This window comes from Aeromonas sp. QDB03 (assembly GCF_027707985.1).
GTDB classification, from domain to species: Bacteria; Pseudomonadota; Gammaproteobacteria; order Enterobacterales; family Aeromonadaceae; genus Aeromonas; species Aeromonas hydrophila.
In genome coordinates this window covers 617,007-640,658 of record NZ_JAPCJG010000002.1, presented here as the reverse complement: position 1 = coordinate 640,658, position 23,652 = coordinate 617,007, and the positions used below count along the sequence as shown (strand labels likewise).

Below are 23,652 nucleotides of genomic sequence, written 5' to 3'. Positions count from 1 at the left end.
TTGAAAAAAACAGGCTCACCTCGGTGAGCCTGTTTTGTTTATGGCGGTTTGTTGCACTTGCCTATGTTGCCTCTATGTAGGCGCCACTCACACATCCATGGCTTGCCCCGAGGGCTAGAAGCTGGCCCCCAGGCTTATCAGGTGGCGCCACTCTTTGTCTGATAAGGGGGTCTGAACACCTTGATAGTCCAATCTGGCATCTTCCCAATCGAGCTCGCTCGACCAGGAGAGGCGCAGGTGGTCGTTGAAGTAGTAGCGCATCCCCAGGCTGCCTTTTACGGCCTGCGCCCGGGTGATGTAGGGCGAGGGCTGGTCCAGATAGCGCTTGTAGGTGCCCTTGCTGAACAGCTCCAGTTGCTCCGACCAAAGTGCAATGGGTTGCCGGTAGTCCCAACCAAGGCCCATCAGGGGATAGCTAATGATCCTGTCATTGAAAATATCGGGGATGATGAAGTTGTCCCAATAACCCGGCCTGACGTAGGAACGCTCCAGTCCGGCCTGGCTGATCAGCTCAAGCCGTCGCCGCTTGTCGTTCCAGAACCGGTAACCAGGTCCGGCCACATAACCTACATCCATGTATTCGGGGCTCAGCATCTGATATTCAAAGTCGATGGCGGAGCGCAGAAACCAGCGCTGATCGAAGAAGAAGTCCAGCATGGGCTTGAGCCGGTACTCATGGCTGTTGGTGACGTTGTTGGCAGTCTCGTAGATGTACTCCCCATCCAGCGTATAGCGCCAGTCGAGGTTGGCCACCTCGGTGGAGGCCTTCAGGTTGACATTGTTGGTCTGCTTGTCGCTGTGCTTGAGCTTGACGTTCAGATCGCTGCTGCCGCTCCACAACCAGGCTTTCTGGTCATCCGGCGTCAGGGCCAGCAGGGTAATGCCGGTCTTGACGGTCGGTTTGGGTTTGTCCTGCTTCTCGATGCGCCAGCGCTTGACAGCTTCGCGCTTGACGGTGATGGGGGCGCTGTAAGGGAGCGCGATGCGCACTTGCTGGTCGCCTATCTCCTCTATGGTGCCGGTCAGCCGGTCACCGTTGTCCATCCAGAGGATGTCGGCCGATACCGCCGGGCTCAGCAGCAGGGCCAGCAGACAAAAAATGCGGTAGCTCATGAAGATCCTCGTGAACATGGTTGGCCATCAGCCGCTGACGGGACGGGGGATACCGTTCTTGCTGTTTAGCACGCGGGCGGCCTTGTCACCATCGACTTCCGGTTTGGCGATGAAGGCTTCCACCTCGGGGGAGAGGATCAGCGGGGCGCCCTGCTCCAGCTCCAGTTCGGTGCGAGAGAGCGGTGAGTGCACCTCCAGCCAGTGACGGCCATCAGGCTCGATGGCGGTTTTGACCGGCTGGTTGATGACCCGCACCTGAGTGCCGATGGGAACAATCTTGAACAGGGCCTCGATATCGTCGGGGCGCAACCGAATGCAGCCGGCGCTGACCCGCAGACCGACGCCAAAATCCTTGTTGGTGCCGTGGATGAGGTAGTCCTGCTTGCCATAACCGAGGCGCATGGCGAATTTGCCGAGGGGATTGTCGGGACCGGGTGGCACTACCGCCGGCAGGGTGATCCCTTTTTGCTCGAGCCAGGACTTGCGCACCATGGGGCCGGGCACCCAGGTCGGATTGGGATTCTTGGCGATCACCGTGGTGGTCATCTCCGGCGTCTCTCGCCCTATGTCACCGATCCCGATGGGCAGCACCATCACCTCGTTTTTGCCTTTCGGGAAATAGTAGAGGCGCAGCTCCGGCAGATTGATGACGATACCCTCGCGAGGCACGTCCGGCAGCAGCATCTGGGTCGGCAGGGTCAGCCGGGTGCCCGGCTTGGGCAAATAGGGATCGACCCCTGGATTGGCTTCGAGCAGCGCCAGAAAACCAATCTGGGTGTGCTTGCCGATGAGCTCAAGATGTTCATCTGGCTGGACTATGTAGTCCTCCAGTTCGCCGAGCAGGCGGCTGCCTGCCGGGGGCAGCGGATAGGTGGTGGCGAGGACCGGAGCCGTCAGCAGGCTGGCGGTTAGCGCCAGCAATGAGAGGGTTCGTGCTATGAACATGTACTTCCTGTCTGATTGAGATGAGGGGGCCGCGAGGCGACCGCCTTGAGTAAAAGGGGGAAATTGTCAGTCAAACGGGTGACGATTGCCAGCTTGGCCGGCCAGGGTTACAGCCGGGTCCGGACATGGCAATCCATCATTTTGACCGTTTCTTGCCTGTTTTTAATGCAAGGCAGCATAACCTGCAATGAACAGCATGCTTGGAGAGCGGTGGGAGAGGGGATGAGTGGCGAGTAGCGCCGGCGACACCGGTGTAGGGGGAGTGTCTCGGCGTCGGTACTGCAGCGACAGCAGGTACGACAGCGGAGAGCATCTCGCCACCGGGCGCGTGCTCATCTGCTGGTTTTATGTGCAGTCGTTTGATCTTTAAAGAGATTCAAGTTGATTTCCAGAGGCGGCTCCGGTAACAATGATGCCCCGTGGAGAGATGCCGGAGTGGCCGAACGGGATTGACTCGAAATCAATTGTGGCAGCAATGCCACCCAGGGTTCGAATCCCTGTCTCTCCGCCATCTTCAAGGCCCAAGCTGCCAGACAGCTTGGGCCTTTCTCTATTTGCACGCTTGCCGGCTTGTTACCCGGCAGGGCGTGTCAGGGCTGGCATGCCGGCGCGCCGGTGGCAGGGGCAGAGCGCCACTGCCAGGGTCTTGTCACGGCGTTACATGCTGGAGAAGACATTCATGATCACCCCGCCCGAGATGATCAGCGCCATCGCCAGGATGGCGGGCAGATCCGGTTTTTGCTTGTAGAGGAGCATCGAGCAGATGGTGACCCCGACGATGCCGAAGCCACACCAAAGCGAATAGGCCACCCCGACCGGAATGGTGCTCATGGCGCGGGTGAGGGCGAAGTAGCACAGGCTGTAGGCGCAGACGACCAGTATGGATGGCCCCAGTCTGCTGAAACCGTTGGTCTTCTTGATCATAGAGGTGCCGGTGATTTCAGAGCCGATAGAGAGCGCCAGCCATAAAAATCCGAAATTAAACATGGGTCATTCCTTTTTGTCAGTTGGCGATGTTGTTGTTCATGGGGGGAGTGAGCGGCTCGGCGGAGGCATCGCTGCCCTCTTCGCTGCCCATCTTGGAGAACAGGTTCATGATGACGATGCCGCTGGCGATGACGGCCATGCCGATCATGGCGGCGGTGTCCGGGTGCTGGCCGTAAAACGCCATCCCCAGCGTGGAGACCACCAGGATGCCGGTGCCGGACCAGGTGGCGTAGGCAAGCCCAACGGGAATGTCTTTTACCGCGCGGGAGAGGGAGTAGTAGCAGGTGCAATAGAGCAGCACGAGCAGACCGAGCAGCAGCATCTTGGTGGTTCCTTCACTGCTGCCAAACATCTTGAGGGTGGAGGTGGCCGAGGTTTCGGACACGATCACCAGCAGCATCCATAGCCAACATTTTGTTTTTGAAGACATAAGTTAAACTCCGGGTTTGTTATTTAAGGTAAGGTTGTTTTTCTTTTCTTCTGCTTTTCAAAAAATCGATGGCGGCATCGGTCAGCTGGGCCTCGGCCGTCTGTGCCAGCGCCGGATCCTTTTCAACATCGCTGACCGTGAGATAACGGCGCGCCGTGCCCGCCGGCACCGGGGCCGCGTCGTTCGCCGGTGCCAGCTTCTCCAGCAGCTCATTCATGGTGCACAGCACCAAACCGATCTCGCCCAGACGGCTGAGAGCCGCCTGCATGTGCCCGGCGTATGGCGCGCTCGGTTGCGCCCCCAGCAGCTGGTTCAGTTCGCTGGCGGGATCGCAGTGATAGCGCAGCGCCAGCACCGGCAAGCCGCTCAGCAGGGCATCGTGCAGCCGCCGGGCGACGGGGCTTTGCAGCGAGCCGCTCAGCAGATCCATCGCCAGCGGGTAGTCGAGAAAGGGCAGCACCAGCGCGCGATAGGGGGTGGGCGGCAGGGCCTGTTGCCAGACGCTGGCCGGCACTGTCTCCCCCAGCGGTTGCCACAGTGCGCCATCCTCGATGTCTGCTGCCAGCGCAAGCTGCAGGGGTAGTCCACAGCCGGCCAGACGGTTTCGAATGGTCTGCCGATAGCCCTGGGCCGCGGTCACCATCACCAGCAGGGGCGGCTGCAGGCGTCTGAGCACCTGTTCGACCAGGCGTTCAATCTGTTGGTCGGTCATGGGGATCTCCGTTAGCCGAGCAGCCTGACCTGCGCGCCGTTTTTCAGTCCGGCGGCGTTGGCCTCTTCGGTATCGATGTGAAATTCCAGCGCGAAATCGTCGCGTACCCGCACCACCACCTCATCGAAGGTCAACTGGCGCTCGCCGTCGCTGCGCACACTCACCTTCTGACCGTGGGTCACGTTCAGCTGGCGGGCATCGTGTGGCGAGAGGTGGATATGGCGCCAGGCGCAGATCACCTGGGAGCGCAACTCCACATGGCCGGCGGGGCCGATGAGCAGGGCGCTGCCGGTATTTTCCAGCTGGCCTGACTCACGGACCGGCGCCTTGATGCCGAGGGTGAAGCAGTCGGCGCGGGAGATCTCCAGCTGTGAAACCGGCCGGGTCGGGCCGAGTACCCGCACCCGGGTCAGCGAGCCCTTGGGGCCGACCACGGTGACGCACTCTTCGGCGGCAAACTGGCCCGGCTGGCGCAGCGGTTTGAGCGGCGTCAGGGTGTAGCCCTTGCCGAACAGGGCCTCCACATCCTGTTGTGCCAGGTGAACGTGGCGATTCGAGATGCCGACCGGGATCGCCGGGCTGACCAGGCTCAGACGGGCGGCGATCTTTTGATGCAGCTGGGGATCTATCATGCTTTCTTCCCTTTTCTTGCCGCGGCCTGTCGGTCTTCCGCCTGATCCGCGGCTGGCTGGCTGGCAGGTGGCGTGGCCGGTTCGGTATCGGCACTGCTTTCCGGTGACAGGGCCGGGGCTGTGCCCGTTACGGCCGTCAGTTCGTTCTTGGTGCTGGCCGGTGCGCGCGGCGGGTAGCCCTTGAGGTTGCCGAGCGCCGCTACCACGCTTGGCTCCGGACGGGCAATCACCAGGGAATGGACCTGCTGGTCGATGGTGGCGGCCACCGCGACGCCACGCTCGATGGCGGTGTGGATGGCGCTGATCTCTCCTTCGAAGCAGACACTCACCAGCCCAGAGCCCACCTTGCGATAGCCGATGCAACTGACGCCTGCCGCTTTGCAGGCGGCGTCCACCGCCTGAATGGCGGCGACCCATCCTCGCGTTTCAATTACGCCCAAACTTTTCATCGTCGACTCCTGTTAATGGCGGACCAAGCGAATATCGAAATCAAATTGTGCAAAGAAGCTCTCTAGCCGATCCAATTCGTCCGGCGTGTAAGAGGGGTCCTGAGCAATCGGGTAGGGCATATCCAGCCGCTCATATTTCTTGCGGCCCAGCTGGTGGTACGGCAGCATGTCGATCCGCAGGATATTTCCCCGCTTTGCCAATTTCTGTACATATTCGATGGCGCCGGTAATGGCATCCCATGAATCGTTATATCCACGGATGAGCGGCATGCGCACAATCACCTTGGCGCCGTAATCAACCAACCATTCCAGATTGCGGCGAATACCTTCATTGCCGATACCCAGCATCGCCTTATGCTGTTCGCTGTTGATTTGCTTGATATCGAACAAAAAGGTATCGGTGACGGGCGCCAGCTGCTGGTAATTGGCCAGCGAGGTGGTGCCCTGGGTCTCGATGGCGGTATTGATCATCATCTTCTTGCATTCGCTAAACAGCGCGACGGCAAAGTCGGTCTGCAGGCTCATCTCGCCGCCGCCGATGGTGACGCCACCGCCGGAAGAGATGTAAAAGTCATAGTCCTGCATGATGATCTCCATCAGCTCGCTGACGGTGACATCCTTGCCCATGATGTCCAGCGCATGCTGGGTGCAGACCTCTTCGCATTTGCGGCAGCCGATGCAATCTTTATTGCGATCGACGAAGTGTTTCATGCTGCCGTTCTCCTCGGCCCGGTAATGGACTCCAGCCGGACAGACATTTACGCAGTCACCGCAGTTGATGCATTTGTCGTGCGAAAACATCACCTGAAATTGGCTGCTGAGCCCTTCAGGGTTGGCGCACCAGGGACAGCGAAGGTTGCAGCCCTTGAAAAAAACCAGCGTGCGAATGCCATCGCCGTCATATATCGAATATTTCTGGATATTGAATATGCGGCCGGTTAATTCATTATTTGCGATCACGCTTGCCTCCTCTCCGGATGTGGCAGGCCGCAGTCGCATTATTTGCGACCTGCCATGACGGAGTACTTCCGGTTATTTTGGCGATTAAGAAAGATGGCTTATCAACGCATCGATCAGAACTTCTCAATCACGGTGCGGCTGATGATCTCGTCCTGCACCTCTTTGCACAGCTCGACGAAATAGGCGCTGTAGCCGGCGACGCGCACGATGAGGTCGCGGTACTTCTCCGGCTCCTGCTGCGCCTTTTTCAGCACTTCGTTGTCGACATAGCTGAACTGCATCTGGCCATTGCCGAGGATGGAGGCGGTACGCAGCAGGGTGATGAGGCCATGGCGTCCCTCCTGGGTATCCAGCAGTCCCTTGAGGAACTTGAAGTTATGCACCATGCCGATGTTCATGGTCTCCACGTTCATCTTGCTGACGGACTTGATGATGGCCGTCGGCCCCTGCTTGTCCGCCCCCTGGGTCGGGCTGATGCCGTCTGAGAGCGGCATCCAGGCCAGGCGTCCGTTCGGCGTGGCGTTGGTCAGCTCGCCGATGGGGGTGTTGTTGGAGATGGAGAGGGTGCCGTGGCTCAGGGTGGAGTAGAGCATCTTGTACTTGCGGCACTCTCGCTCGGTCCACTCGGTGATATCCAGCGCGTACTGGTCGACGTAGTTGTCGTCGTTGCCGTACTTGGGTGCATTGAGGCAGTCGCGGCGCAGCGCTTCGAACCCTTCGAAGTTGGCCAGCAGCGCATCGCGAATTTGTTCGAGTGTGTATCTCTGCTCCTCGAACACCAGCTTGCGGATTGCCGCCATGGAGTCGACATAGGTCGCCAGCCCCGAGAAGATGAGGCCAGGACCGTGGTTGACCACGGCGCCACCGGCGGCAACGTCCTTGCCCTTCTCCATGCAGCCTTCCACTAGCAGTGACATCAGCGGCTTCGGCGCCACGTCGCGGTGCACGCGCTGGCTGATCACGGTGCCGACTGCTGACATGCGAACGATGTGGGCAATCTGCTGTTTCACTGCCGCATCGAACTGCTCGAAGGTGCGCAGCTCGCGCAGGTCGCCGGTATCCAGCCCCTGATGGCTGTCGAACAGCACCATGCGTCCCCGGTTGAGCACGAACTCGATGGCGATGGGCCACTGGGTGTAACCGGTGGAGGTCCACTGATAGATGCGCCCCGATTTTTGCGGCTCGACGCAGCCCATCAGGCAGTAGTCGCGGGCGTCTTCAAAGTCGAAGCCCTTGCGCAGCATCATCTTGATGTGGGAGTCGTCGAAGTGGCAGGCCGGGAAGCCCATCCCCGCCTTCACGACGTCGACGATCTTCTCCATGTATTTCTGCGGTGACTGGTTGTGAATGCGGCAGGCCAGCGACGGCTGGTAGACCTTCACGAACCGCACGGCATCCATGATGAGGTAGGTCAGATCGTTGCAGGCATCGCCGCCGCTGCGCTTCTGGCCACCCACGGTCAGGTTGATGAAGGGCTGATAGCCGGCGAAGTATTTCGCCCCCAGCTCGCTCGACATCCACATCAGCTCAGCGCACTTGATGATGAAGGCCTGCATCAGCTCGAGCGCGCTTTCGTGGGTCAGGCGGCCCTCGCGAATATCCGCTTCGAACATGGGGTAGCAGTACTGGTCGACCCGACCGAGTGACAGACCGGTCTGGTTCTCTTCGATCTCGAACAGCGACTCCACGGTCCAGATGCTCTGCAGCGCTTCTTGCAGGGTCTTGGGCGGGTTGGCCGGCACATTCTCGTTCACCTCGGCGATGGTCAGCAGCTCGGTGCGGCGCTGGGCATCCTGCTCTTTGGCCGCCAGTTCGCGGGCATGGGCCGCGATGCGGCGGGCGTAGTTGACCACCCCGTCACAAGTTTCGATCGCTGCCTTGTAGTAGTAGATGCGATCGATGTCGTCCGGGTTCTCCATGCTCAGCTGGTCGAGATGGGCCTGGGCGTCTGCCTTGATGCCGTTCATCCCCTTGGTGAACAGCAGCACGTCGTAGCCCGGGCAAGTGTCGCCGCCCCCGTTGATCTGGTGGTAGGAGAGGTCGCTGACGAAGGTCTCGCCGCTGAAGGCCCAGACGCCAGCTTCCCGGTATTGCGCTTCGCAAATCTCGTCCAGTGAGCGGCCTTCCCAGAACGGCACTATCTCTTCGCGGATAGTTTTCTTGTCCGCCTCGCTGATTTCAAAGGGATCTTGCGGACGGGTGCTCATGGTATCGAGCTCGTCGCGTACCCAGCGCCAGGCAATGTCCGGCGAGAAGGCGCCGGCGCGCGGCTTGCCGCACGGGTGGCCGACGATCAGCTCGTCGTTCTGGATAAGGATGGGGGCGGTTTCACAGGCGTGACGGAACGCCTTGGCCCGCAGCAAGATGGTCGGCATGCCAGGGTTGGCCTTGACGACCTCGGTAAAGGCCAGCGCCCGGTAGATGGAGACGCTGGGGCGCACGGTCAGATAGTGGTTGCGCAGGCGCTGCAGGCGCGGCGTTAGCCCCTCCATCACCGGCGTATCGGCACAGGCGGCAAACGGGGCGGCAGAGACGTGCTGCACTCCGCGAAAGAGGCGTACCGGCAGCTTGAGGGCGCTCAGGTTTTGCTGGGCGCAGAGGAACATCTCGGAGAGCGGGTTGATGCTCGCCTGCTCCAGGCTGGCGCCGTGCAGCAGGGCATCAAACATGGGGTAGCCGTCGATGGCGCAGGTGGCGCGCACTTCGCTCAGCTCTGCCAGCTTGAACCACAGGCACTCGACGATTTCATACGCCTGTTGCTCGGTCAGCGCGCCGTTGGCGATGTCGCGCTGGAAGTAGGGCAGCAGCGCCTTGTCGGCCCCTTCCGGGTTGACCGCATAGCTGCCGTTGTCGAGTTGAAGCGCCAGCTGGAACAGGTAGAACGACTGGCAGGCCTCTTTGAAGTTGCGCGCTGGATGGGCCGGTACATGGTGCAAAATGGCGGCGCTGTCGCGCAGTTCGGCTTGGCGGAACGGGTTGGTTTCGGCGGCGGCCAGGGTTTCGGCACTGTTGGCCAGGTTTTGCGCCAGTGCCATCAGGGCATCGCAGGCGTGGATGGCGGCGCGGCAGCCGTTGACTTCGTCCATGCCGCTGCGGCTGACGGCGCTGCCCAGCGCGCGGGTTTTCTCTTCCAGCTGCTGCTTGATGGCCAGCACGCCCTTCTCCACCACCAGCTTGTAGTCGGGGGAGTCGATGGCGCTGTTCAGATTCAGGAACTGGAAGGTGGACGGGCGCTGCCCGGCACTTTCGTCGTGGAAAATGGCGCCGTGCGGGGTGCGGGTCTGATTGCCGACAATCAGCTCGTCGGCACTGATGGTCAGTGGCAGCTGGCGCATCAGCTCGTAAAAGCGGCGTGCCGGTTTGACGGCGGCAGGAATGCCCGCGATGTCGCCATCCAGCCCGCTCAGCATAGTGGCGTGTTCAGTGCACAGGGTGCTGGTGTGCGCCAGTAAACGTTCAGCCAGCACGTTGACGCGCGGCGTTAAGCTGTAGTGTGCCATGAGGTAGGTTCTCCAGTTCTTGTTCTTAGTGGCCGGCGGCGAGAGTGCCGCACCATGCCTTGCGATAGAGTTCGGTCAATGCCCGGGCATCCGGTGCGCGCGGGTTGGTCGGGGTGCAGTTGTCGCGCAGCGCCTGGCTGACCATCTCCGCCAGCCGCTGGTCGAAATCGGCAGTGAGGAGGCCGGTATCGCCAATGCCGGCGGGCATCTTCATCTCGTCTTTGAGCGCCTGGATGGCCACCAGCAGGCTGTTGACCCCCTCGCGCGGCGTCTGGGCGGGCAGGTCCAGCAGGTGGGCCAGGCGGGCATACTTGTGGGCGGCCTGGGTATCACACAGCCCGTCATGATCGGCGTTCCATGCCACGACCTGCGCCATCAGGAGCGCGTTGGCACGCCCGTGCGGGACGCGGAACACGCCGCCGAGGGCATGGGCCAGGCTGTGGGTGATGCCGAGCGAGGCGTTGGTGAAGGCCATGCCCGCCATGCAGGAGGCGTTGTGCATCTTCTCCCGCGCCAGCAGATCGTGACCGTCGCGCCAGCAGGCGGGCAGGTAGCGAAAGACCTGCTGCACCACCTTCTCCGCCAATGCGTCGGAAAAGTCGCTGGCCGCCCGGGAGACATAGGCCTCCAGCGCATGGCACAGCACATCCATCCCGGTGTCGGCGGTGATGGCGGGCGGTACCGATGCCACCAGCGAGGGATCGAGAATGGCGATATCCGGCAGCAATGACGGGTCGACCAGCACCAGCTTCTCGCTGCGGGCCTTGACCACCGAGAAGCTGGTCACTTCCGAACCGGTGCCGCTGGTGGTCGGGATGGCCACGAAACAGGGGCGCTTGCGCCCCAGGTTCGGGCGGGTTTGCGCCAGGGCGAACATGACCGCTTTGGCTGCATCAATCACCGAACCGCCGCCGAGCGCTATCACCAGATCCGGATAGCAGCTGTCCATGAGCTTCATGCCGCGCACGACCGTGGTGATGTCCGGATCGGCCACTACATCGTCCCAGCACTGGAACGTGATGCCGCGCTGGCGCAGGATCTGCGTCACCCGGTCGGCCAGGCCAACTTTCACCATCATCTGATCGGTGACCAGCAGCGCCTGGCGGGCGGGCACTTCAGCCAGGGCGGACAGGGCGTCCTGACCGAAGCGGATCCGGGGTTTCAGCAAAAATTCACTCATTGGGTCATTCACTCCTCAAGCGTCCCGAAACACCTTCTCGACAATGGCGACCACCGACATGGCCTTGTAGCGGTCTCTGTTGAGTGCGAGGTACTCCTCGGCCAGTACGACGTCGTGCATGCCTGCGCCGACGCTGTCGACGGCGACCCAGGAGCGGTCCTTCATCGGTTGCTGCTGATCGTCCAGCTGGGTGATCAGCAGCAGATTGCTGCCACGCAGCTCATCGCATTTCTGCGTGGCGACGACATGTCCGGTTACCTTTGCGAGAATCATGGTTTTTATCGCCTTATCTCAATGGGTTACTTGCCAAGGCGCTCAAGCACCTGACGGATGACCCGCTCCACGTTCTGCTCGCTGATCTCGCCGCCGACCTCGGCGCTGGCGCCGGCAAAGCGGTCGTCGGCGCTGTGGCAGGCCGGCGCCGGGGCACTGAAGCGGGCATCGTCGAGGATGCTGCAGGGCTGGGGCGCGGCTGGAGCGGCGCTGGTTGGCTGCATCGCAACCGGCTGGATGGGGGCGCGCAGCTCTTCGATGGTGCGCACGCCGTAACCCACTTTGCGGATGTTGAGCAGGTTCATCGGGCCGACGTTGTCGGAGCTGGAGCCGCCGCCGACGGCGCCGCAGCCGAGGGTCAGTGCCGGCGTGAGGTTGGTGGTGGCACCGATGCCGCCGAGGGCGGCGGGGGTGTTGATCAGGATCCGGTTGACCGGTTTTTCGAGGCTGAACTGGCGGATCACGTCCTGGTTGCGGGTATGGATCACCAGGGTGTGGCCCAGCCCTTCGTTGGTCAGCAGCTCGACCACCCGATGACAGGCGGCGCGCCACTCCTCTTCCACGTAGAGGCCGAGCACCGGGCAGAGCTTTTCACGGGAGTAGGGGTTGCTGTGGGAGACGGTGGTCTGCTCGGCCACCAGCACGCGGGTGCTGGGGGGGACGCTGAAACCAGCCAGCTGGCTGAGATGGAGCGCCGTCTTGCCCACCACTTTCGGGTTGATGGTGCCGTTCGGGCGCAGCAGCAGGGCAGCCATCCTGGCGGCTTCGTCTTCGTTCATGAAGTAGGCGCCCTGGGCCGCCAGCTCGCGATGAGCCTCGTCGTAGATGCAGCGTTCGACGATGATCGACTGCTCGGAGGCGCAGATCACGCCGTTGTCGAAGGTCTTGCTGGTGATGATGTCCTTCACCGCCTGGTGAATGTCGGCGCTGCGCTCGATAAAGGCCGGGCCGTTGCCCGGGCCGCCGCTGATGGTCGGGGTGCCGGAGGCATAGGCCGCGCGCACCATGCCTTCGCCACCGGTTGCCAGGATCAGCGACACGTCCTTGCTGTGCATCAGCTCGGAGGTGGCCTCCAGGGTCAGCTGGGTGACGCCGTCCACGATGCCTGCCGGGGCACCGGCGGCTTCGGCGGCGCGCTTGACGATTTCGATGGCTTTCCAGCTGCACTGGCGTGCGCCCGGGTGCGGCGAGAAGATGATGGCATTGCCCGCCTTGAGGGCGATCAGGGTCTTGTAGAAGATGGTGGAGGTCGGGTTGGTGGAGGGTACCAGCGCGCAGATCACGCCCAGCGGCACGCCCACGTCCATCACTTTTTTCGCCTGATCGTCATGAATGATCCCGACGGTCTTCATCTCTTTGATGGCATCGTAAACGTGCAGCGAAGCGAACCGGTTTTTCAGCACCTTGTCTTGCCAGTTGCCAAAACCGGTCTCTTCTGCGGCCATTTTCGCCAGCGTTTCGGCATGGCGCGCGGCTTCTTCGGCCACGTTCTTCACGATGGCGTCGATTTTCTGCTGCGAAAAGGTGGCCATAATCACCTGCGCCTGTTTGGCGTTGCGCACCAGTTCTCTCGCGTTCTGGCGGGAGAGCAAATCGGTATCGAGTTCAATCATGAATCTATCCTTCATCAGACTAAAAAAGTGCGGGCGGGGCGTGCCCTCTCAGGTCATGCCTTGTGCTGCGCCGCGATTTTTTCGATGTCGTTGTGCGGGCGTGCGATGACGCGAGAGGTGACCACTTCGCCAATGCGTTTCGCCGCTTCCACACCGGAATCCACCGCCGCATTGACCGCGCCGACGTCGCCTTTCACCATGGCGGTGACCAGGCCAGAGCCGACGTTCTCATAGCCGATCAGCTCGACGTTGGCGGCCTTGCACATGGCATCTGCCGCTTCGATGCAGGCCACCAGACCTTTGGTCTCAATCAGACCAAGCGCTTCTTTCATCATGTTCTCTCCCGTTATTCGGCAATTTTGTAGTGGGCGACAATCTTGCTGATGTCGTTGTGCGGGCGGGCGATGACCAGCGAGGTCACCACTTCACCGATGCGCTGTGCGGATTCCACGCCGGAGTCCACCGCGGCTTTCACGGCCCCCACGTCGCCTTTCACCATGGCGGTGACCAGGCCAGAGCCGACGTTCTCATAGCCGATCAGCTCGACGTTGGCGGCTTTGCACATGGCATCCGCCGCTTCAATGCAGGCCACCAGGCCCTTGGTTTCAATCAAACCCAATGCATCACCCATTTGCGATCTCCCGGCCTCAAGCCTTGTGTTTAATGACGATTTTGTTGATGTCGTTGTGCGGACGGGCGATGACCAGCGAGGTCACCACTTCACCGATGCGCTGTGCCGACTCCACGCCGGAATCCACCGCCGCTTTCACCGCGCCGACATCCCCCTTCACCATGACGGTGACCAGGCCGGAGCCGATGTTTTCATAGCTGATCAGCTCCACGTTGGCGGATTTGCACATGGCATCCGCGGCTTCAATGCAGGCCACCAGACCTTTGGTTTCGATAAGCCCCAATGCGTCACCCATGGTGATCTCCTCAGAACAGATTGTGTGGTGTGGTTAAGGAACTCCGTCCGTGTCACGGCGTTGAGCCACGGTTGCGGCGTTCAATCGCCACTATAGGTACTGGCGGCATTTGTGGAATTTGAATCTGTAAAATTGAGATATTTAGTTTGTTGTTCTGGATTTATGATTTTTATAAGCCGTATTTATCTATTTATGCTGCGACCACGAGGCTGTTTTCACCTTGCATAAGGCCGAATTCAGGCCCGGGAAAAGATCGTTGGTCGATGTTAATGAGTTGTTGTGTAATGGGGGCCGAGAGGTAATTTGGCCGGCTGCTAACTGTGGCGGAGCTCATGTTTTGCCGGCGACGCTAAATGTAAAAACCGAGCGGTGTGTGACGGGAAGGCGAGATAAGGGCGGTGACGGCGGGTCAAATGGGGGGAGGTGGCATTGAGAGCGGGGCGCGAGTCATGTGGATGCCGGCGCGAGAGTGGATGGGACAGGCTGGAAAAGTAGCGGGAACCGGTCCTGCCTGGTGATGCGCAAGGGGCGTCTTGTCGGTACGGATGTGCAGTCGGGGGAAGGGGGGCAGGCCGAATCAGGGCTGAGTCATCAGGGGCTTGCGCGGGTCAGGTTGCGGGGGCCGGGCGATATGTGTGCGTCATCGACGCTTGGGTCGGGACCACCGGCGTATTGCCGGGACTAGTTCAGTTCGCTGCCGGATTTGAGGGTGCAGATCCAGAGCGGCGAGTTGATGGAGCTCAGCAGTATGGCCTGCTGATTGAGCCGCTGGGCGCTCAGAAACAGCCCATCGTGACTGTCGGACATCTCGCGCATGAAGTAGTCGAAGATGACATCCGGCGATTGATCGATGGAGGAGGCGCTCGCTTCCCATTTGTTGATGCGGTACTGACGCTCGGTGGCGGAGACCCGGTTGCTACTGTAGGTAAACGTGACGTAGCGCTGGAGGTAGAGCCAGCCTGCGGCCGAATCGGTATAGCCTTCAACCACCATGGAGCCTTTCCCTTGGCGGCCGAAATTGAAGTGGATGTTGCCGTTGACGTTCTCTTTGTTCATGTCCTCAAAGCGCATGATGCCTTTGGTGGCGCAGCTCATGACGCCATCATTTTCGCTGGGCAGCTGGTAGCAGGCATAGACTGCCGCAGCTAGGAATACTGAGCAGGACAAAAGAAAGAAGGGACGCGGCGCAAGTCTCATCACGGCTTCCAGGAGTAGTAGAAATAGTTGTCGCAATAGCTGAACGGGTTGTCTTCATGCATGGCGCAGTGAGCCAGAAATACCCGGCCCAGGCCGTTGGTTTCCAGTCTGTCCCCGTAGAAAAACAAAAAACGCTCGCCGGGTTTGCAGCTGATATTCAAACGCTGGCGCACCTGCTCGAAATGTTCACCATAGGTCGTGGCGCTGACCGAGCGCAGCATCTCGTCGCTGGCCAGCAATTCGCACTGGCTGTTGGGGATCCCGGTCAGGGTGACGGGGCGTGGCTCACGGCCATTCAACAGACCGAATGCCAGCAGCATGAGGGCAAATGCGAGCATGCAGCCCCCCGCGATGTACCAGCAGATGCCGCGTGAACGGGGGGTGAGGGGAAGTGGCCATTCGGCAGGGTCGAATGCCGGCTCGGCGGCGGCGACCGTGGAGGGCAAAGGTACTATTTCAATGGACGATGCTGGCGCATTTTCAATAGGCTCGATGATGACCTCGGGATTGAGCTGCAAATAACCGCGCGACACCGTGATGATGATATTGTCGATATCGTAGTGGCGAAAAGCCTTGCGCAATATGCTCAGGTATTGGTTGAGGTTGCTGTTTGATGAGGTTAATCCGTTATCGTCCCAAACTTTTTTAAGCACTTCCTCGCGGCTGACTATCCCGGTATTTCGCAAGAAAAAATAAAACAGCGCATTGGCGGTGATGGATAATTGGCTGTCCGGCTCAACGCTTTCCCGCTGAGTCAGGGAGCCATCGGTCGCGTCATAAATGAAGCGGGCATTGATGTGGTAGCGCATCTCGGCCTCAATCCATCAGCTTCACGTGGGGAGCGTCATAGTATGCAGGGTCTTGACCAGCGCCTGACGGTGCTCGGTGCTCATGGTGCGCCCTTCGGTCAATTCCGATAGCCAGATGCCGTCTGCGGCATAACGTACCAGGGTGCCGATATGGCCATTATCCAGCTCATCCCCTTGTGCCAGATGCGCCAGCATCCAGTCACGCCAGCATTGTCGCAGCACCGGCTCATCCGGCATGGCCAGCGAGAGCACCATCAGCTGACGGCTCTCCTGGGTATCCGTCAATTCAGGAGCAGAGAGATAGTGCAGGTAAGCACGGGTAAAGCGGCCGTAGGCGGTCTTGTCTGCCGCCATCAGCGCTGAAATGGCCTCTTCCATGATGGCCAGCAGGCGCGCAAACAGGGCAAAGATCAGCGCCTGCTTGTTGGGGAAGTGGTGCAGCAAGCCCCCCTTGCTCACCCCGGCCTCAAAGGCAACGGCGTTCAACGACAGGGCGGCGATACCGTCCCGGCCGGCGATGGTGGCGGCCGACTCCAGCAGTTGTCGATAAAGACGTACAGGGTCTTTTTTTCTATGTTGGGTTTCGATGTTCATGGCCCAATCATACCGACCAGACGGTATGATCATTCTTGATCGCCATCAATATGAGGAAATGGGGCGCGGGAGGAAAAGTCGTTATTGTGTGGTGCTTCACAAATAACCTTTAAATAAAGATTAAAGCGTCGTTTTAAATATTTAAATTGGATTTGTTTGAGAACCTTTTTTTGTCAATCAATCACGACTTGTTTATCTCCTGATTAAAGTCATTTTCAATGAGGAATAACTATTTAAAGAAGTCGAAATAGGGATTAAGTTGTCATTTATTTACCTCGTTGCAGCAATCATTTCTCTGAGAGTTTATCTCTTGTTGTTAACCAATGAACGGTTGTTTTTTAGCGGGAAGGTATATATTTCTGCCACCTTTGATCATGGCAGAAATATAAAAAAGCAGTGTGCTTGTTGGCGTCACCTTATTTTTCTAGGGGGGCGTCTGCCTCTTGCACCAGCTCGAGGAAGGCGCGCATGGCGGGGGTGATGCTGTGCTGGCGGGTGATGAAGGCGGTATGGCCGATGTCGCGTTGCGGCGCCAGCGGCAGGCAGACCAGATCCGAGAGCTTGCTGGCGGATCGGGCGAGGCCGGCACTGACGATGGCCCAGCCCAGCCGGTGGCGCACGGCGCTCACCAGGTGAAACAGGGAGTCGGTTTCCAGTACCACGTCAAGCCGGATGCCGGCCCGCTCGGCGGCGCGGTCCAGATACTTGCGAAACTGCATGGTGCGGCTGGGCAGTACCAGCGGCCGCTGCTGCAGTGCGGTCAGGGTCAGCTCATCGCCGGGGAGGTGCTGATCCGCCTCGTCGTGGTTCATCAGCACCGCCATCTGGTTGTTGCCCTGGGGATAGAGGTGAAAAGTCTGTCTGGCGGCGGCGGTGAGCGGCTCGTCAAACCCCAGCCCGATATCGCACTGGTGCAGCTCCAGCTGTGACAGCAGGGCTTCGTTGCTGAGCACCGAGAGACGGATGACGATGTCTGGGTAGCGCTGCTTGCAGCGGGCGATGAGCGGCATGATGTCGACATTGGACTGGGGCACTATGCCGATGCGCAGGGTGCCGGAGAGCTCGCCATGAAACAGTGCCAGCTCCTGCTTGAGCGCCTCCTGCTCCAGCAGCATCCGCTCGGCATACTGGCGTACCAGCTCGCCCGCTTCGGTGAGGGCGACGAACTGGCTGGTACGCACCACCAGATCGGTGCCGAGGTTCTTCTCCAGCGCCGTGATGCTGGCCGAGAGGGTCGGCTGGGTGATGTGGCAGGCCTTGGCCGCCCTGGCAAAATGCTGGTGTTTGGCCAGTTCGTGGAAATAGTGCAGCTGCTTGATGTTCATGATCATTGGGGAGGCGAGGATGAATCTAAAAATTAATCAATTGAAAAAACGCAGTCAATAGAACAACTCTATTGCCATATAGATTTATTTCATTGGTTTTGCGTCTGCCGCCTCTCTAAACTTGAATGCAGTTTGCATTTTTAGGCCAACCTGCATGCCTGCCTACACGCCCGTCGACATCCCCGTCAATTTGCCTGCCTCGTCTTCACTGGATCATCTGGTGGAGGAGGTAGCCGTCGCCATCAACATCAATGGCATCAACCATGCGGTGATGATGGCGACCCCGGACGATCTCGACGACTTTGCCGTCGGCTTTCTGTTTGGCGAGGGGATCATCCGGCACAACCACGAGGTCCACGACATCCAGATTGGGCCGGCCGAGCAGGGGATGGTGCTGGACATCACCATCGCCAACCGCTCCTTGGCCGCCCTGACCGAGCACAAGCGCCGGCTGACAGGGGCGACCGGTTGCGGCATCTGTGGCGTGGTGGCGGTGGAGCTGGCGCTGCCCGCACTGTCGGTATTGCCGCTGACGCCGCCGCTGGATGGGGCCTTGCTGGCGGGGCTGCGTGCGCAGATCGCCCAGTGGCAGCTCAAGGGTCAGCAACACGGCGCCCTGCATGCGGCGCTGGCGCTGGATGCCGAGGGCCGGATCCTGTATTGCCGGGAAGATATCGGGCGCCACAATGCCCTCGACAAGCTGATCGGCCTGCTGCTGCGCCGCCACAGTGCGTGCGACACCCTGGTGGTGACCAGCCGCTGCGGCAGCGAGCTGGTGCAAAAAGCCGCCCGCTTCGGTGCCCGTCACCTCATCTGTCTGGCATCGCCCAGCCAGCTGGCGGTCAGGTTGGCCCTCAAATACAACCTCAACGTCGTTCATATTCCCAAGTTTGATGCCCCGGTCAGCTACTCCAGCTATCGTCCGGCGGATCCCATCGGAGAGTGCCATGAGTCATATTGAAAAGCCCGCCAAAGCCGGCGGTTTTTCGTCCCTGCAATCCACCATGAAGCAGGTGCTGCGCAGCCAGAAGACCCGTCAGAACATCAAGAACCTGCTGCGGGTCAACCAGACCGACGGCTTCGACTGCCCGGGCTGTGCCTGGGGGGACAACGACCACGGCACCTTCCAGTTTTGTGAAAACGGCGCCAAGGCGGTGGCCTGGGAGTCCACCGGCAAGACGGTGGAGGCCGAGTTCTTCGCCGCCCACTCGGTGCGCCAGCTGGCCACCCAGAGTGACTACTGGCTCGAGTATCAGGGGCGGCTGACCGAGCCGATGCGCTACAACCCGGCGACCGATCACTACGAGCAGATAAGCTGGGACGACGCCTTCGCCCTGATTGCCGACACCCTCAAGGGGCTGAATAGCGCGGATGAGGTGGAGTTCTACACCTCGGGGCGTGCCAGCAACGAGGCTTCTTATCTTTATCAGCTGTTTGGCCGCCTGTTTGGTACCAACAACTTCCCCGACTGCTCCAACATGTGCCACGAGGCGAGCGGGGTGGCGCTGATCCAGTCGGTCGGTATCGGCAAGGGGACTGTGGTGCTGGATGACTTCGACCAGGCCGATGCGGTGTTCGTCTATGGTCAGAATCCGGGTACCAACCACCCGCGCATGATGAATGCCCTGCGCCAGGCGGCGCGCGGCGGCTGCAAGATCGTCAGCTTCAACAACTTGAAAGAGGTGGCGCTGGAGCGCTTCGCCAGCCCGCAGAGCCCGCTCGAGCTGCTGACCCCGGCGGCCACTACCATCAGCCACCAGTACCTGACGCCGAAACTGGGTGGCGACATGGCCGCCATGCGTGGCATGGCCAAGTACATGCTGGAAGAGGCGCCAGAGGCGGTGGATCGCGACTTCATCGCCCGCCACACCCGCCATTTTGACGAGTACGAGGCGCAGGTGCGTGCCACCGACTGGGCGGCGATCGAGCACCAATCCGGCCTGACTCGCGCTGACATCGTGCAGGCCGCCCGAGTCTTTGCCGCCAGCCAGCGCATCATCAGCTGCTGGGCCATGGGGGTCACCCAGCACCTGCACTCGGTCGATACCATCCGTGAAATCGTCAACCTGCACCTGATGCGCGGCCAGATTGGCAAACCGGGGGCGGGGCTCTGTCCGGTACGGGGCCACAGCAACGTGCAGGGCAACCGTACCATGGGGATCAACGAAAAGCCCACCGCCGCCTTTATCGACCGGCTTGAGCGTCACCTGCAGGTGAGCCTGCCGCGGGCCCGTGGTCACAATGTTTACGAGGCGCTCAAGGCGCTGGACGAGGGCAAGAGCAAGGTGCTCATCTGCCTGGGTGGCAACCTGGCGGCAGCGGCGCCCGATACTGACTTCACCTACGGGGCGATGAAAAAGGCCGAGCTCAACGTGCAGATCAGCACCAAGCTCAACCGCAGCCATCTGCAGGTGGGCAAGGCGGCGCTGATCTTGCCCTGTCTCGGCCGTACCGAGCTCGATATCCAGCGCAGCGGCAACCAGAAGATCACGGTAGAGGACACCTTCAGCATGGTGCACGCCTCGACCGGCGCTGCCGAGCCGGTGTCGCCCCTCTGCCTCTCCGAGACCGACATAGTGGCGCGGATGGCTCATGCTACCGTGGGCAGCGAGCGGGTCGACTGGCTGGCCCTGCGCGATGACTATGGCCGCATCCGCGATCTCATCGAGCAGACCATCGCCGGTTTCACCGATTTCAATGCCCGCATCCAGCAGCCGTGCGGTTTTCACCTCGATAACTCCGCGGCGCTGCTGACCTGGAATACCGCCAGCGGCCAGGCCGAGTTTCGTGCCAGCACCCTGCCGCACTCTGTGCTGCCGGAGTGTACCCGCCATGCCGAGCAGATGGTGGATCAGCCGGTGCTGCTGCTTCAGAGCCTGCGCTCTCACGATCAGTACAACACCACCATCTACGGCATGGACGATCGCTATCGCGGCATCAAGGGCCAGCGCAACGTGGTGTTCATGAACGAGGCGGATGCTCGTCAGCTTGGCTTTGCCGAAGGGGATCGGGTCGACATGGCGGCCATCTGCAACGATGGGCGCGAGCGCTGCGTGACCGGTTTTGTGGTGGTGATCTACGAGATCCCGCGTGGCAACATCGCGGCCTACTATCCGGAAACCAACCCGCTGGTGCCCATCGACAGCATAGGGGCAGGCTCATTTACGCCGACCTCCAAGTCCATCCCGGTGCTGGTGACCGCCTCCCGTCAACAGGACAATCTCTTGCTGCTATGAACCGAGAGGTTTGCAGGCTTGAGCCGGTTCAAGCCTGCCAGCCCAATGCAGCAGAGCCCGGACATCCTATAAACAACAACGCCGCATAAGATATGCGGCGTTGTTGTTTGCGTGATTGGTGCCGGTAAGAGGAGTCGAACCCCCGACCTTCGCATTACGAATCCAGATTTTGCCAATTTCAACCTGTTTCACCTCGTCTCATGACAAGGCAGTAATAACCAATAAAATCATGCCATTACACACCACCGCCCGTATCTGGTTGTGTCATGAAATATCACCCTATACCATGTGATCTGTTGGGCCCAATGTTGGGCCATAAATGGGGTGAGGTATGAGCGGGAAAGCGTCCAAGGTGGCAATCCGGCAAGATAGAGAGATCCCTTCACTAGTGGTGGATGAAGGGAAGGCGGTTAAGCGGGTATCGGTTCACTCCCGCCACGGGGGCGGACTTCACATGGAGATCCGTGCCGATGGCCGTAAACGCTTTGTGTATCGTGCCCGAGTGGGTGGGAAACAGATCGATTTTCAGATTGGATATTATCCAGCAGTAACCTTAGCCGCTGCTCGTCTCGCTCATGCCGATGCGGTGGCGTTAGTCAAACAGGGTATAGACCCTAGACAAACCGCCAAGCAAGCAAAGGCTAAGAACATCGAGATGCCGACCCTTGGCGAGATTTACCGTGATTGGCTGGCGATGCGAGCCAAATCAAAGCCGATAGGCCCGCGCACTCTGCGCGATTATGAGGGAACCTTTACCCGTCACATTGAATCGGCCATTGGCAATACCCGAGTTTGCGACCTCTCCCGTGCCGTACTGTATGAGCATTTCCGCCGAGTAGAGACCGCAGAGGGCGCACGAAAGGGGCTGATAGTCCTTAACCAGTGTCTTGATCATGCAGTGTTACAAGGTCACATCGAAATAAATCCCGCTCGCCTGCTCAAGCCCGCCATGTTTGGCGCATCTATGCCCCCACCTCGTGAACGCTGGTTGACCCGCGATGAGTTGCACCAGTTATGGGGAGCACTTGAACAGGCGACCGCTGGCGGCGGTTCTGTGGCTGCTGGTGGCCGTGGGATCGCGTCTAACGTAGTGCTATCGCTGGCTGTGGCAAACTGCTTGCGTTTGATAACCCTGACCGCTGTGCGCCGTTCCGAGGCTGTAGGGATGCGCTGGGAGCAGATTAACGGCGACCGCTGGACAATCCCCGAGACCAAGAATGGACGAGCCCACGTTGTGACCCTGTGCCCGCTGGCACTGGAGATTATCGAGCAGCAAAAAGCGTTATCCGGTGGCCCCTATGTGTTCGAGTCCACCAGCAAGGCCGGACACCCGATCACAGGGGATGCTGTAACCAAAGCGCTAGAGCGTGTTCGCATCAAGTACCTTGCCGAGCTTGCGCCATTCAGCCCGCACGACCTGCGCCGCAGTATGGCAACGGGGGCCGCTGAATATCTGGATGCCCCCGAGCGCCTGATTGAGTTGATGCTAAACCACGTCCCCAAAGACAGGCTGATCCGCACCTATCAAGTGGGCGGCATGGCAGAGAAGTTGCGAGCGCTGTTTCTGCGCTGGGGAGATTTCATGGCAACCATAACGCAACCGGAACAGGTCAAGCCAGATAACGTGGTTTCCGTCAACTTTGGGGGGCGTGGGTGATGGCGAAGTTTGATAAGCGCCCAGTACTTGAGGTTATGGGCAAAGTCCACAATGCCCATTATGAGTTTGGGCTTGAGTGGAAAATCTGTGAGGCCATTTACCGCGAATTTAGTCTTGAGCGCCTTGAGCAAATCCACTTGGCGCTAAGGCCGATATTCTTATTGGTCGGTAGGCAATGTGCCATAAAAGAAAAGGGGCTACCCAAAAGCCCCAACTTCAAAAGAGCGATCATAGAGGCGAAGCACGAGCAGCTTAGGCTACTGGAGGAGATTTATAACCTTGGGGTCTCCTTTGAGTGCGAGCATTTAATCATCGCCCTTAACGAGAAGATGGGGGCCGAGCTTGAGCGGTTTGAGAGCGCGGAACTTGGCGAGGATCCCGATAGCGCGGCTGCATTGGCGCAAGAAATCCAAGTCGCGTGGGCTAAGTTAATGCCAGATAAGGATTGGCAGCTTTACCGATTGAGCGAGCGAGCGGACGAGGAGACCCACGGCGGCAGTAGTCTTGATTTTGCAAGGCTGGTGATCGCCTCCATCCCTTGTAGCATACGCCCCTCCCTGCGGTCCCTGTTCGGATAGCGGTACGACACAAATCGGTACAACACCCGCCCCAAAATATGTCGTACCGTGCCGTGAGCAATTCATAAAAAATGCCCTCAGAAGCTACGACATACGCGTCGCTGGCAACGAGGGCAATCCCATGCTTATTCCAACCTCTCAAGTATCCACCCGCCTTGGCGTTAGCCGCTCCACTGTCGAGCGGTTGCGCCGCAACCCCGAAGCCCGTTTTCCCAAGCCCATCCACATTGGGCCCAATTCGGTCCGGTATAACCTCATCGAGATCGAGCAATGGCTAGAGTCTCGCCGTAAAGAGGGGGATAAAGCATGAGCTACGGATTCATAAACGCCAGAATGGACTTGCGCGAAGTTGCGGCAGCCGCAAGTGCCAAATTCGAACGGATCACGGCTCGTCACAGTCGAGGCTGCCCATATGAAACACGGGGCGAGCACAGAGAGATGATGATCCGAGAGCGGGCAAATATCCTGCAAGCCGCCTTTCAGGAAGAGATCGAGTACATAAAAAAAAGCGCCCCTGCTGAGGCGTAGATTAACCG

General features: G+C 59.9%; 25 protein-coding genes and 1 tRNA gene. 7 read left to right on the top strand and 19 right to left on the bottom strand.

What is annotated here, in order from left to right; translation table 11 throughout:
* Nucleotides 1–114: 114 nt before the first annotated feature.
* Nucleotides 115–1,113 carry a DUF481 domain-containing protein gene (locus PG900_RS07645; RefSeq protein WP_270831206.1) on the bottom strand — a complete coding sequence of 333 codons (999 nt, stop codon included), beginning with the start codon at nucleotides 1,111–1,113 and terminating at the stop codon, nucleotides 115–117.
* Between the two features lie 27 nt (nucleotides 1,114–1,140).
* The gene (locus PG900_RS07640; protein WP_270799320.1) at nucleotides 1,141–2,058 is read right to left on the bottom strand and encodes a L,D-transpeptidase family protein; all 918 of its coding nucleotides are present in this window, start codon (nucleotides 2,056–2,058) and stop codon (nucleotides 1,141–1,143) included.
* 421 nt (nucleotides 2,059–2,479) lie between these two features.
* Here PG900_RS07640 and PG900_RS07635 point away from each other — a divergent pair.
* Nucleotides 2,480–2,569 (top strand) — tRNA-Ser (locus PG900_RS07635).
* Nucleotides 2,570–2,715: 146 nt separating this feature from the next.
* On the opposite strand, the gene PG900_RS07630 is transcribed toward PG900_RS07635, so the two are convergent.
* The 17 genes from PG900_RS07630 to PG900_RS07550 form a co-directional block, all read right to left on the bottom strand.
* Entirely contained in the window at nucleotides 2,716–3,045 is a 330-nt protein-coding gene (locus PG900_RS07630) for a DMT family transporter (protein WP_010634671.1), read from the bottom strand.
* A 16-nt stretch (nucleotides 3,046–3,061) separates the two neighbouring features.
* Complete coding sequence (locus tag PG900_RS07625; RefSeq protein WP_016350021.1) at nucleotides 3,062–3,475, bottom strand: DMT family transporter; 414 nt, start codon at nucleotides 3,473–3,475, stop codon at nucleotides 3,062–3,064.
* Nucleotides 3,476–3,494: 19 nt separating this feature from the next.
* A complete protein-coding gene (locus PG900_RS07620; RefSeq protein ID WP_270831204.1) occupies nucleotides 3,495–4,187 on the bottom strand; it encodes a hypothetical protein in 693 nt (230 codons plus the stop codon).
* 11 nt (nucleotides 4,188–4,198) lie between these two features.
* The gene (locus PG900_RS07615; protein ID WP_024941072.1) at nucleotides 4,199–4,819 is read right to left on the bottom strand and encodes a phosphate propanoyltransferase; all 621 of its coding nucleotides are present in this window, start codon (nucleotides 4,817–4,819) and stop codon (nucleotides 4,199–4,201) included.
* Nucleotides 4,816–5,268, bottom strand: coding sequence for a BMC domain-containing protein (locus PG900_RS23055; protein ID WP_085735309.1), 453 nt, complete (start codon nucleotides 5,266–5,268; stop codon nucleotides 4,816–4,818). The genes PG900_RS07615 and PG900_RS23055 overlap by 4 nt, the downstream gene beginning before the upstream one ends.
* A gap of 12 nt (nucleotides 5,269–5,280) precedes the next feature.
* Nucleotides 5,281–6,228, bottom strand: a complete 948-nt coding sequence (gene cutD, locus PG900_RS07605) for a choline TMA-lyase-activating enzyme (protein WP_025202015.1) — start codon at nucleotides 6,226–6,228, stop codon at nucleotides 5,281–5,283.
* Between the two features lie 113 nt (nucleotides 6,229–6,341).
* A complete protein-coding gene (gene cutC / locus PG900_RS07600; protein WP_270831203.1) occupies nucleotides 6,342–9,728 on the bottom strand; it encodes a choline trimethylamine-lyase in 3,387 nt (1,128 codons plus the stop codon).
* Between the two features lie 25 nt (nucleotides 9,729–9,753).
* Nucleotides 9,754–10,908 carry a 1-propanol dehydrogenase PduQ gene (locus tag PG900_RS07595; protein ID WP_270831202.1) on the bottom strand — a complete coding sequence of 385 codons (1,155 nt, stop codon included), beginning with the start codon at nucleotides 10,906–10,908 and terminating at the stop codon, nucleotides 9,754–9,756.
* Between the two features lie 15 nt (nucleotides 10,909–10,923).
* The gene (locus tag PG900_RS07590) at nucleotides 10,924–11,181 is read right to left on the bottom strand and encodes a EutN/CcmL family microcompartment protein (protein ID WP_010634663.1); all 258 of its coding nucleotides are present in this window, start codon (nucleotides 11,179–11,181) and stop codon (nucleotides 10,924–10,926) included.
* A 26-nt stretch (nucleotides 11,182–11,207) separates the two neighbouring features.
* The gene (locus PG900_RS07585) at nucleotides 11,208–12,794 is read right to left on the bottom strand and encodes an acetaldehyde dehydrogenase (acetylating) (RefSeq protein WP_270831201.1); all 1,587 of its coding nucleotides are present in this window, start codon (nucleotides 12,792–12,794) and stop codon (nucleotides 11,208–11,210) included.
* A 53-nt stretch (nucleotides 12,795–12,847) separates the two neighbouring features.
* Nucleotides 12,848–13,129, bottom strand: a complete 282-nt coding sequence (locus PG900_RS07580) for a BMC domain-containing protein (protein WP_017408466.1) — start codon at nucleotides 13,127–13,129, stop codon at nucleotides 12,848–12,850.
* An 11-nt stretch (nucleotides 13,130–13,140) separates the two neighbouring features.
* Nucleotides 13,141–13,425 (bottom strand): BMC domain-containing protein, encoded by a 285-nt coding sequence (locus PG900_RS07575; RefSeq protein WP_011705244.1) that lies wholly within the window; start codon nucleotides 13,423–13,425, stop codon nucleotides 13,141–13,143.
* Between the two features lie 16 nt (nucleotides 13,426–13,441).
* On the bottom strand, nucleotides 13,442–13,720 hold the full coding sequence (locus tag PG900_RS07570; RefSeq protein ID WP_010634659.1) for a BMC domain-containing protein: 279 nt from the start codon (nucleotides 13,718–13,720) through the stop codon (nucleotides 13,442–13,444).
* A 681-nt stretch (nucleotides 13,721–14,401) separates the two neighbouring features.
* Nucleotides 14,402–14,815 carry a FidL-like protein gene (locus tag PG900_RS07565; RefSeq protein WP_235333247.1) on the bottom strand — a complete coding sequence of 138 codons (414 nt, stop codon included), beginning with the start codon at nucleotides 14,813–14,815 and terminating at the stop codon, nucleotides 14,402–14,404.
* A 101-nt stretch (nucleotides 14,816–14,916) separates the two neighbouring features.
* On the bottom strand, nucleotides 14,917–15,726 hold the full coding sequence (locus PG900_RS07560; protein WP_270831200.1) for a winged helix-turn-helix domain-containing protein: 810 nt from the start codon (nucleotides 15,724–15,726) through the stop codon (nucleotides 14,917–14,919).
* Nucleotides 15,727–15,747: 21 nt separating this feature from the next.
* Nucleotides 15,748–16,320 carry a TetR/AcrR family transcriptional regulator gene (locus tag PG900_RS07555; RefSeq protein ID WP_270799297.1) on the bottom strand — a complete coding sequence of 191 codons (573 nt, stop codon included), beginning with the start codon at nucleotides 16,318–16,320 and terminating at the stop codon, nucleotides 15,748–15,750.
* A gap of 416 nt (nucleotides 16,321–16,736) precedes the next feature.
* Nucleotides 16,737–17,651, bottom strand: a complete 915-nt coding sequence (locus PG900_RS07550; protein ID WP_270831199.1) for a LysR family transcriptional regulator — start codon at nucleotides 17,649–17,651, stop codon at nucleotides 16,737–16,739.
* A gap of 148 nt (nucleotides 17,652–17,799) precedes the next feature.
* Here PG900_RS07550 and fdhD point away from each other — a divergent pair, with 148 nt between their 5' ends.
* The 6 genes from fdhD to PG900_RS07525 all read left to right on the top strand — a co-directional run bounded on the left by fdhD (nucleotide 17,800) and on the right by PG900_RS07525 (nucleotide 23,644).
* Entirely contained in the window at nucleotides 17,800–18,606 is an 807-nt protein-coding gene (gene fdhD / locus PG900_RS07545) for a formate dehydrogenase accessory sulfurtransferase FdhD (RefSeq protein WP_270831198.1), read from the top strand.
* Nucleotides 18,593–20,881, top strand: coding sequence for an FdhF/YdeP family oxidoreductase (locus tag PG900_RS07540; protein ID WP_270831196.1), 2,289 nt, complete (start codon nucleotides 18,593–18,595; stop codon nucleotides 20,879–20,881). Before fdhD ends, PG900_RS07540 begins: the two co-directional genes overlap by 14 nt.
* Before the next feature lie 331 nt (nucleotides 20,882–21,212).
* Complete coding sequence (locus tag PG900_RS07535; RefSeq protein WP_017408460.1) at nucleotides 21,213–22,538, top strand: tyrosine-type recombinase/integrase; 1,326 nt, start codon at nucleotides 21,213–21,215, stop codon at nucleotides 22,536–22,538.
* Complete coding sequence (locus PG900_RS07530) at nucleotides 22,538–23,116, top strand: hypothetical protein (protein WP_160837485.1); 579 nt, start codon at nucleotides 22,538–22,540, stop codon at nucleotides 23,114–23,116. Before PG900_RS07535 ends, PG900_RS07530 begins: the two co-directional genes overlap by 1 nt.
* A gap of 121 nt (nucleotides 23,117–23,237) precedes the next feature.
* On the top strand, nucleotides 23,238–23,426 hold the full coding sequence (locus tag PG900_RS23050) for a helix-turn-helix transcriptional regulator (RefSeq protein WP_139392487.1): 189 nt from the start codon (nucleotides 23,238–23,240) through the stop codon (nucleotides 23,424–23,426).
* Complete coding sequence (locus tag PG900_RS07525) at nucleotides 23,423–23,644, top strand: hypothetical protein (RefSeq protein WP_139392488.1); 222 nt, start codon at nucleotides 23,423–23,425, stop codon at nucleotides 23,642–23,644. Before PG900_RS23050 ends, PG900_RS07525 begins: the two co-directional genes overlap by 4 nt.
* The last annotated feature ends 8 nt before the right edge of the window (nucleotides 23,645–23,652 follow it).

Excerpts from the sequence above, each read along its gene's own strand:
- PG900_RS07645 (WP_270831206.1), bottom strand. The coding sequence starts at position 1,113 with ATGAGCTACCGCATTTTTTGTCTGCTGGCCCTGCTGCTGAGCCCGGCG.
- PG900_RS07640 (WP_270799320.1), bottom strand. The coding sequence starts at position 2,058 with ATGTTCATAGCACGAACCCTCTCATTGCTGGCGCTAACCGCCAGCCTG.
- PG900_RS07630 (WP_010634671.1), bottom strand. The coding sequence starts at position 3,045 with ATGTTTAATTTCGGATTTTTATGGCTGGCGCTCTCTATCGGCTCTGAA.
- PG900_RS07625 (WP_016350021.1), bottom strand. The coding sequence starts at position 3,475 with ATGTCTTCAAAAACAAAATGTTGGCTATGGATGCTGCTGGTGATCGTG.
- PG900_RS07620 (WP_270831204.1), bottom strand. The coding sequence starts at position 4,187 with ATGACCGACCAACAGATTGAACGCCTGGTCGAACAGGTGCTCAGACGC.
- PG900_RS07615 (WP_024941072.1), bottom strand. The coding sequence starts at position 4,819 with ATGATAGATCCCCAGCTGCATCAAAAGATCGCCGCCCGTCTGAGCCTG.
- PG900_RS23055 (WP_085735309.1), bottom strand. The coding sequence starts at position 5,268 with ATGAAAAGTTTGGGCGTAATTGAAACGCGAGGATGGGTCGCCGCCATT.
- cutC (WP_270831203.1), bottom strand. The coding sequence starts at position 9,728 with ATGGCACACTACAGCTTAACGCCGCGCGTCAACGTGCTGGCTGAACGT.
- PG900_RS07595 (WP_270831202.1), bottom strand. The coding sequence starts at position 10,908 with ATGAGTGAATTTTTGCTGAAACCCCGGATCCGCTTCGGTCAGGACGCC.
- PG900_RS07590 (WP_010634663.1), bottom strand. The coding sequence starts at position 11,181 with ATGATTCTCGCAAAGGTAACCGGACATGTCGTCGCCACGCAGAAATGC.
- PG900_RS07585 (WP_270831201.1), bottom strand. The coding sequence starts at position 12,794 with ATGATTGAACTCGATACCGATTTGCTCTCCCGCCAGAACGCGAGAGAA.
- PG900_RS07580 (WP_017408466.1), bottom strand. The coding sequence starts at position 13,129 with ATGATGAAAGAAGCGCTTGGTCTGATTGAGACCAAAGGTCTGGTGGCC.
- PG900_RS07575 (WP_011705244.1), bottom strand. The coding sequence starts at position 13,425 with ATGGGTGATGCATTGGGTTTGATTGAAACCAAGGGCCTGGTGGCCTGC.
- PG900_RS07570 (WP_010634659.1), bottom strand. The coding sequence starts at position 13,720 with ATGGGTGACGCATTGGGGCTTATCGAAACCAAAGGTCTGGTGGCCTGC.
- PG900_RS07565 (WP_235333247.1), bottom strand. The coding sequence starts at position 14,815 with ATGAGCTGCGCCACCAAAGGCATCATGCGCTTTGAGGACATGAACAAA.
- PG900_RS07560 (WP_270831200.1), bottom strand. The coding sequence starts at position 15,726 with ATGCGCTACCACATCAATGCCCGCTTCATTTATGACGCGACCGATGGC.
- PG900_RS07555 (WP_270799297.1), bottom strand. The coding sequence starts at position 16,320 with ATGAACATCGAAACCCAACATAGAAAAAAAGACCCTGTACGTCTTTAT.
- PG900_RS07550 (WP_270831199.1), bottom strand. The coding sequence starts at position 17,651 with ATGATCATGAACATCAAGCAGCTGCACTATTTCCACGAACTGGCCAAA.
- fdhD (WP_270831198.1), top strand. The coding sequence starts at position 17,800 with ATGCCTGCCTACACGCCCGTCGACATCCCCGTCAATTTGCCTGCCTCG.
- PG900_RS07540 (WP_270831196.1), top strand. The coding sequence starts at position 18,593 with ATGAGTCATATTGAAAAGCCCGCCAAAGCCGGCGGTTTTTCGTCCCTG.
- PG900_RS07535 (WP_017408460.1), top strand. The coding sequence starts at position 21,213 with ATGAGCGGGAAAGCGTCCAAGGTGGCAATCCGGCAAGATAGAGAGATC.
- PG900_RS07530 (WP_160837485.1), top strand. The coding sequence starts at position 22,538 with ATGGCGAAGTTTGATAAGCGCCCAGTACTTGAGGTTATGGGCAAAGTC.
- PG900_RS23050 (WP_139392487.1), top strand. The coding sequence starts at position 23,238 with ATGCTTATTCCAACCTCTCAAGTATCCACCCGCCTTGGCGTTAGCCGC.
- PG900_RS07525 (WP_139392488.1), top strand. The coding sequence starts at position 23,423 with ATGAGCTACGGATTCATAAACGCCAGAATGGACTTGCGCGAAGTTGCG.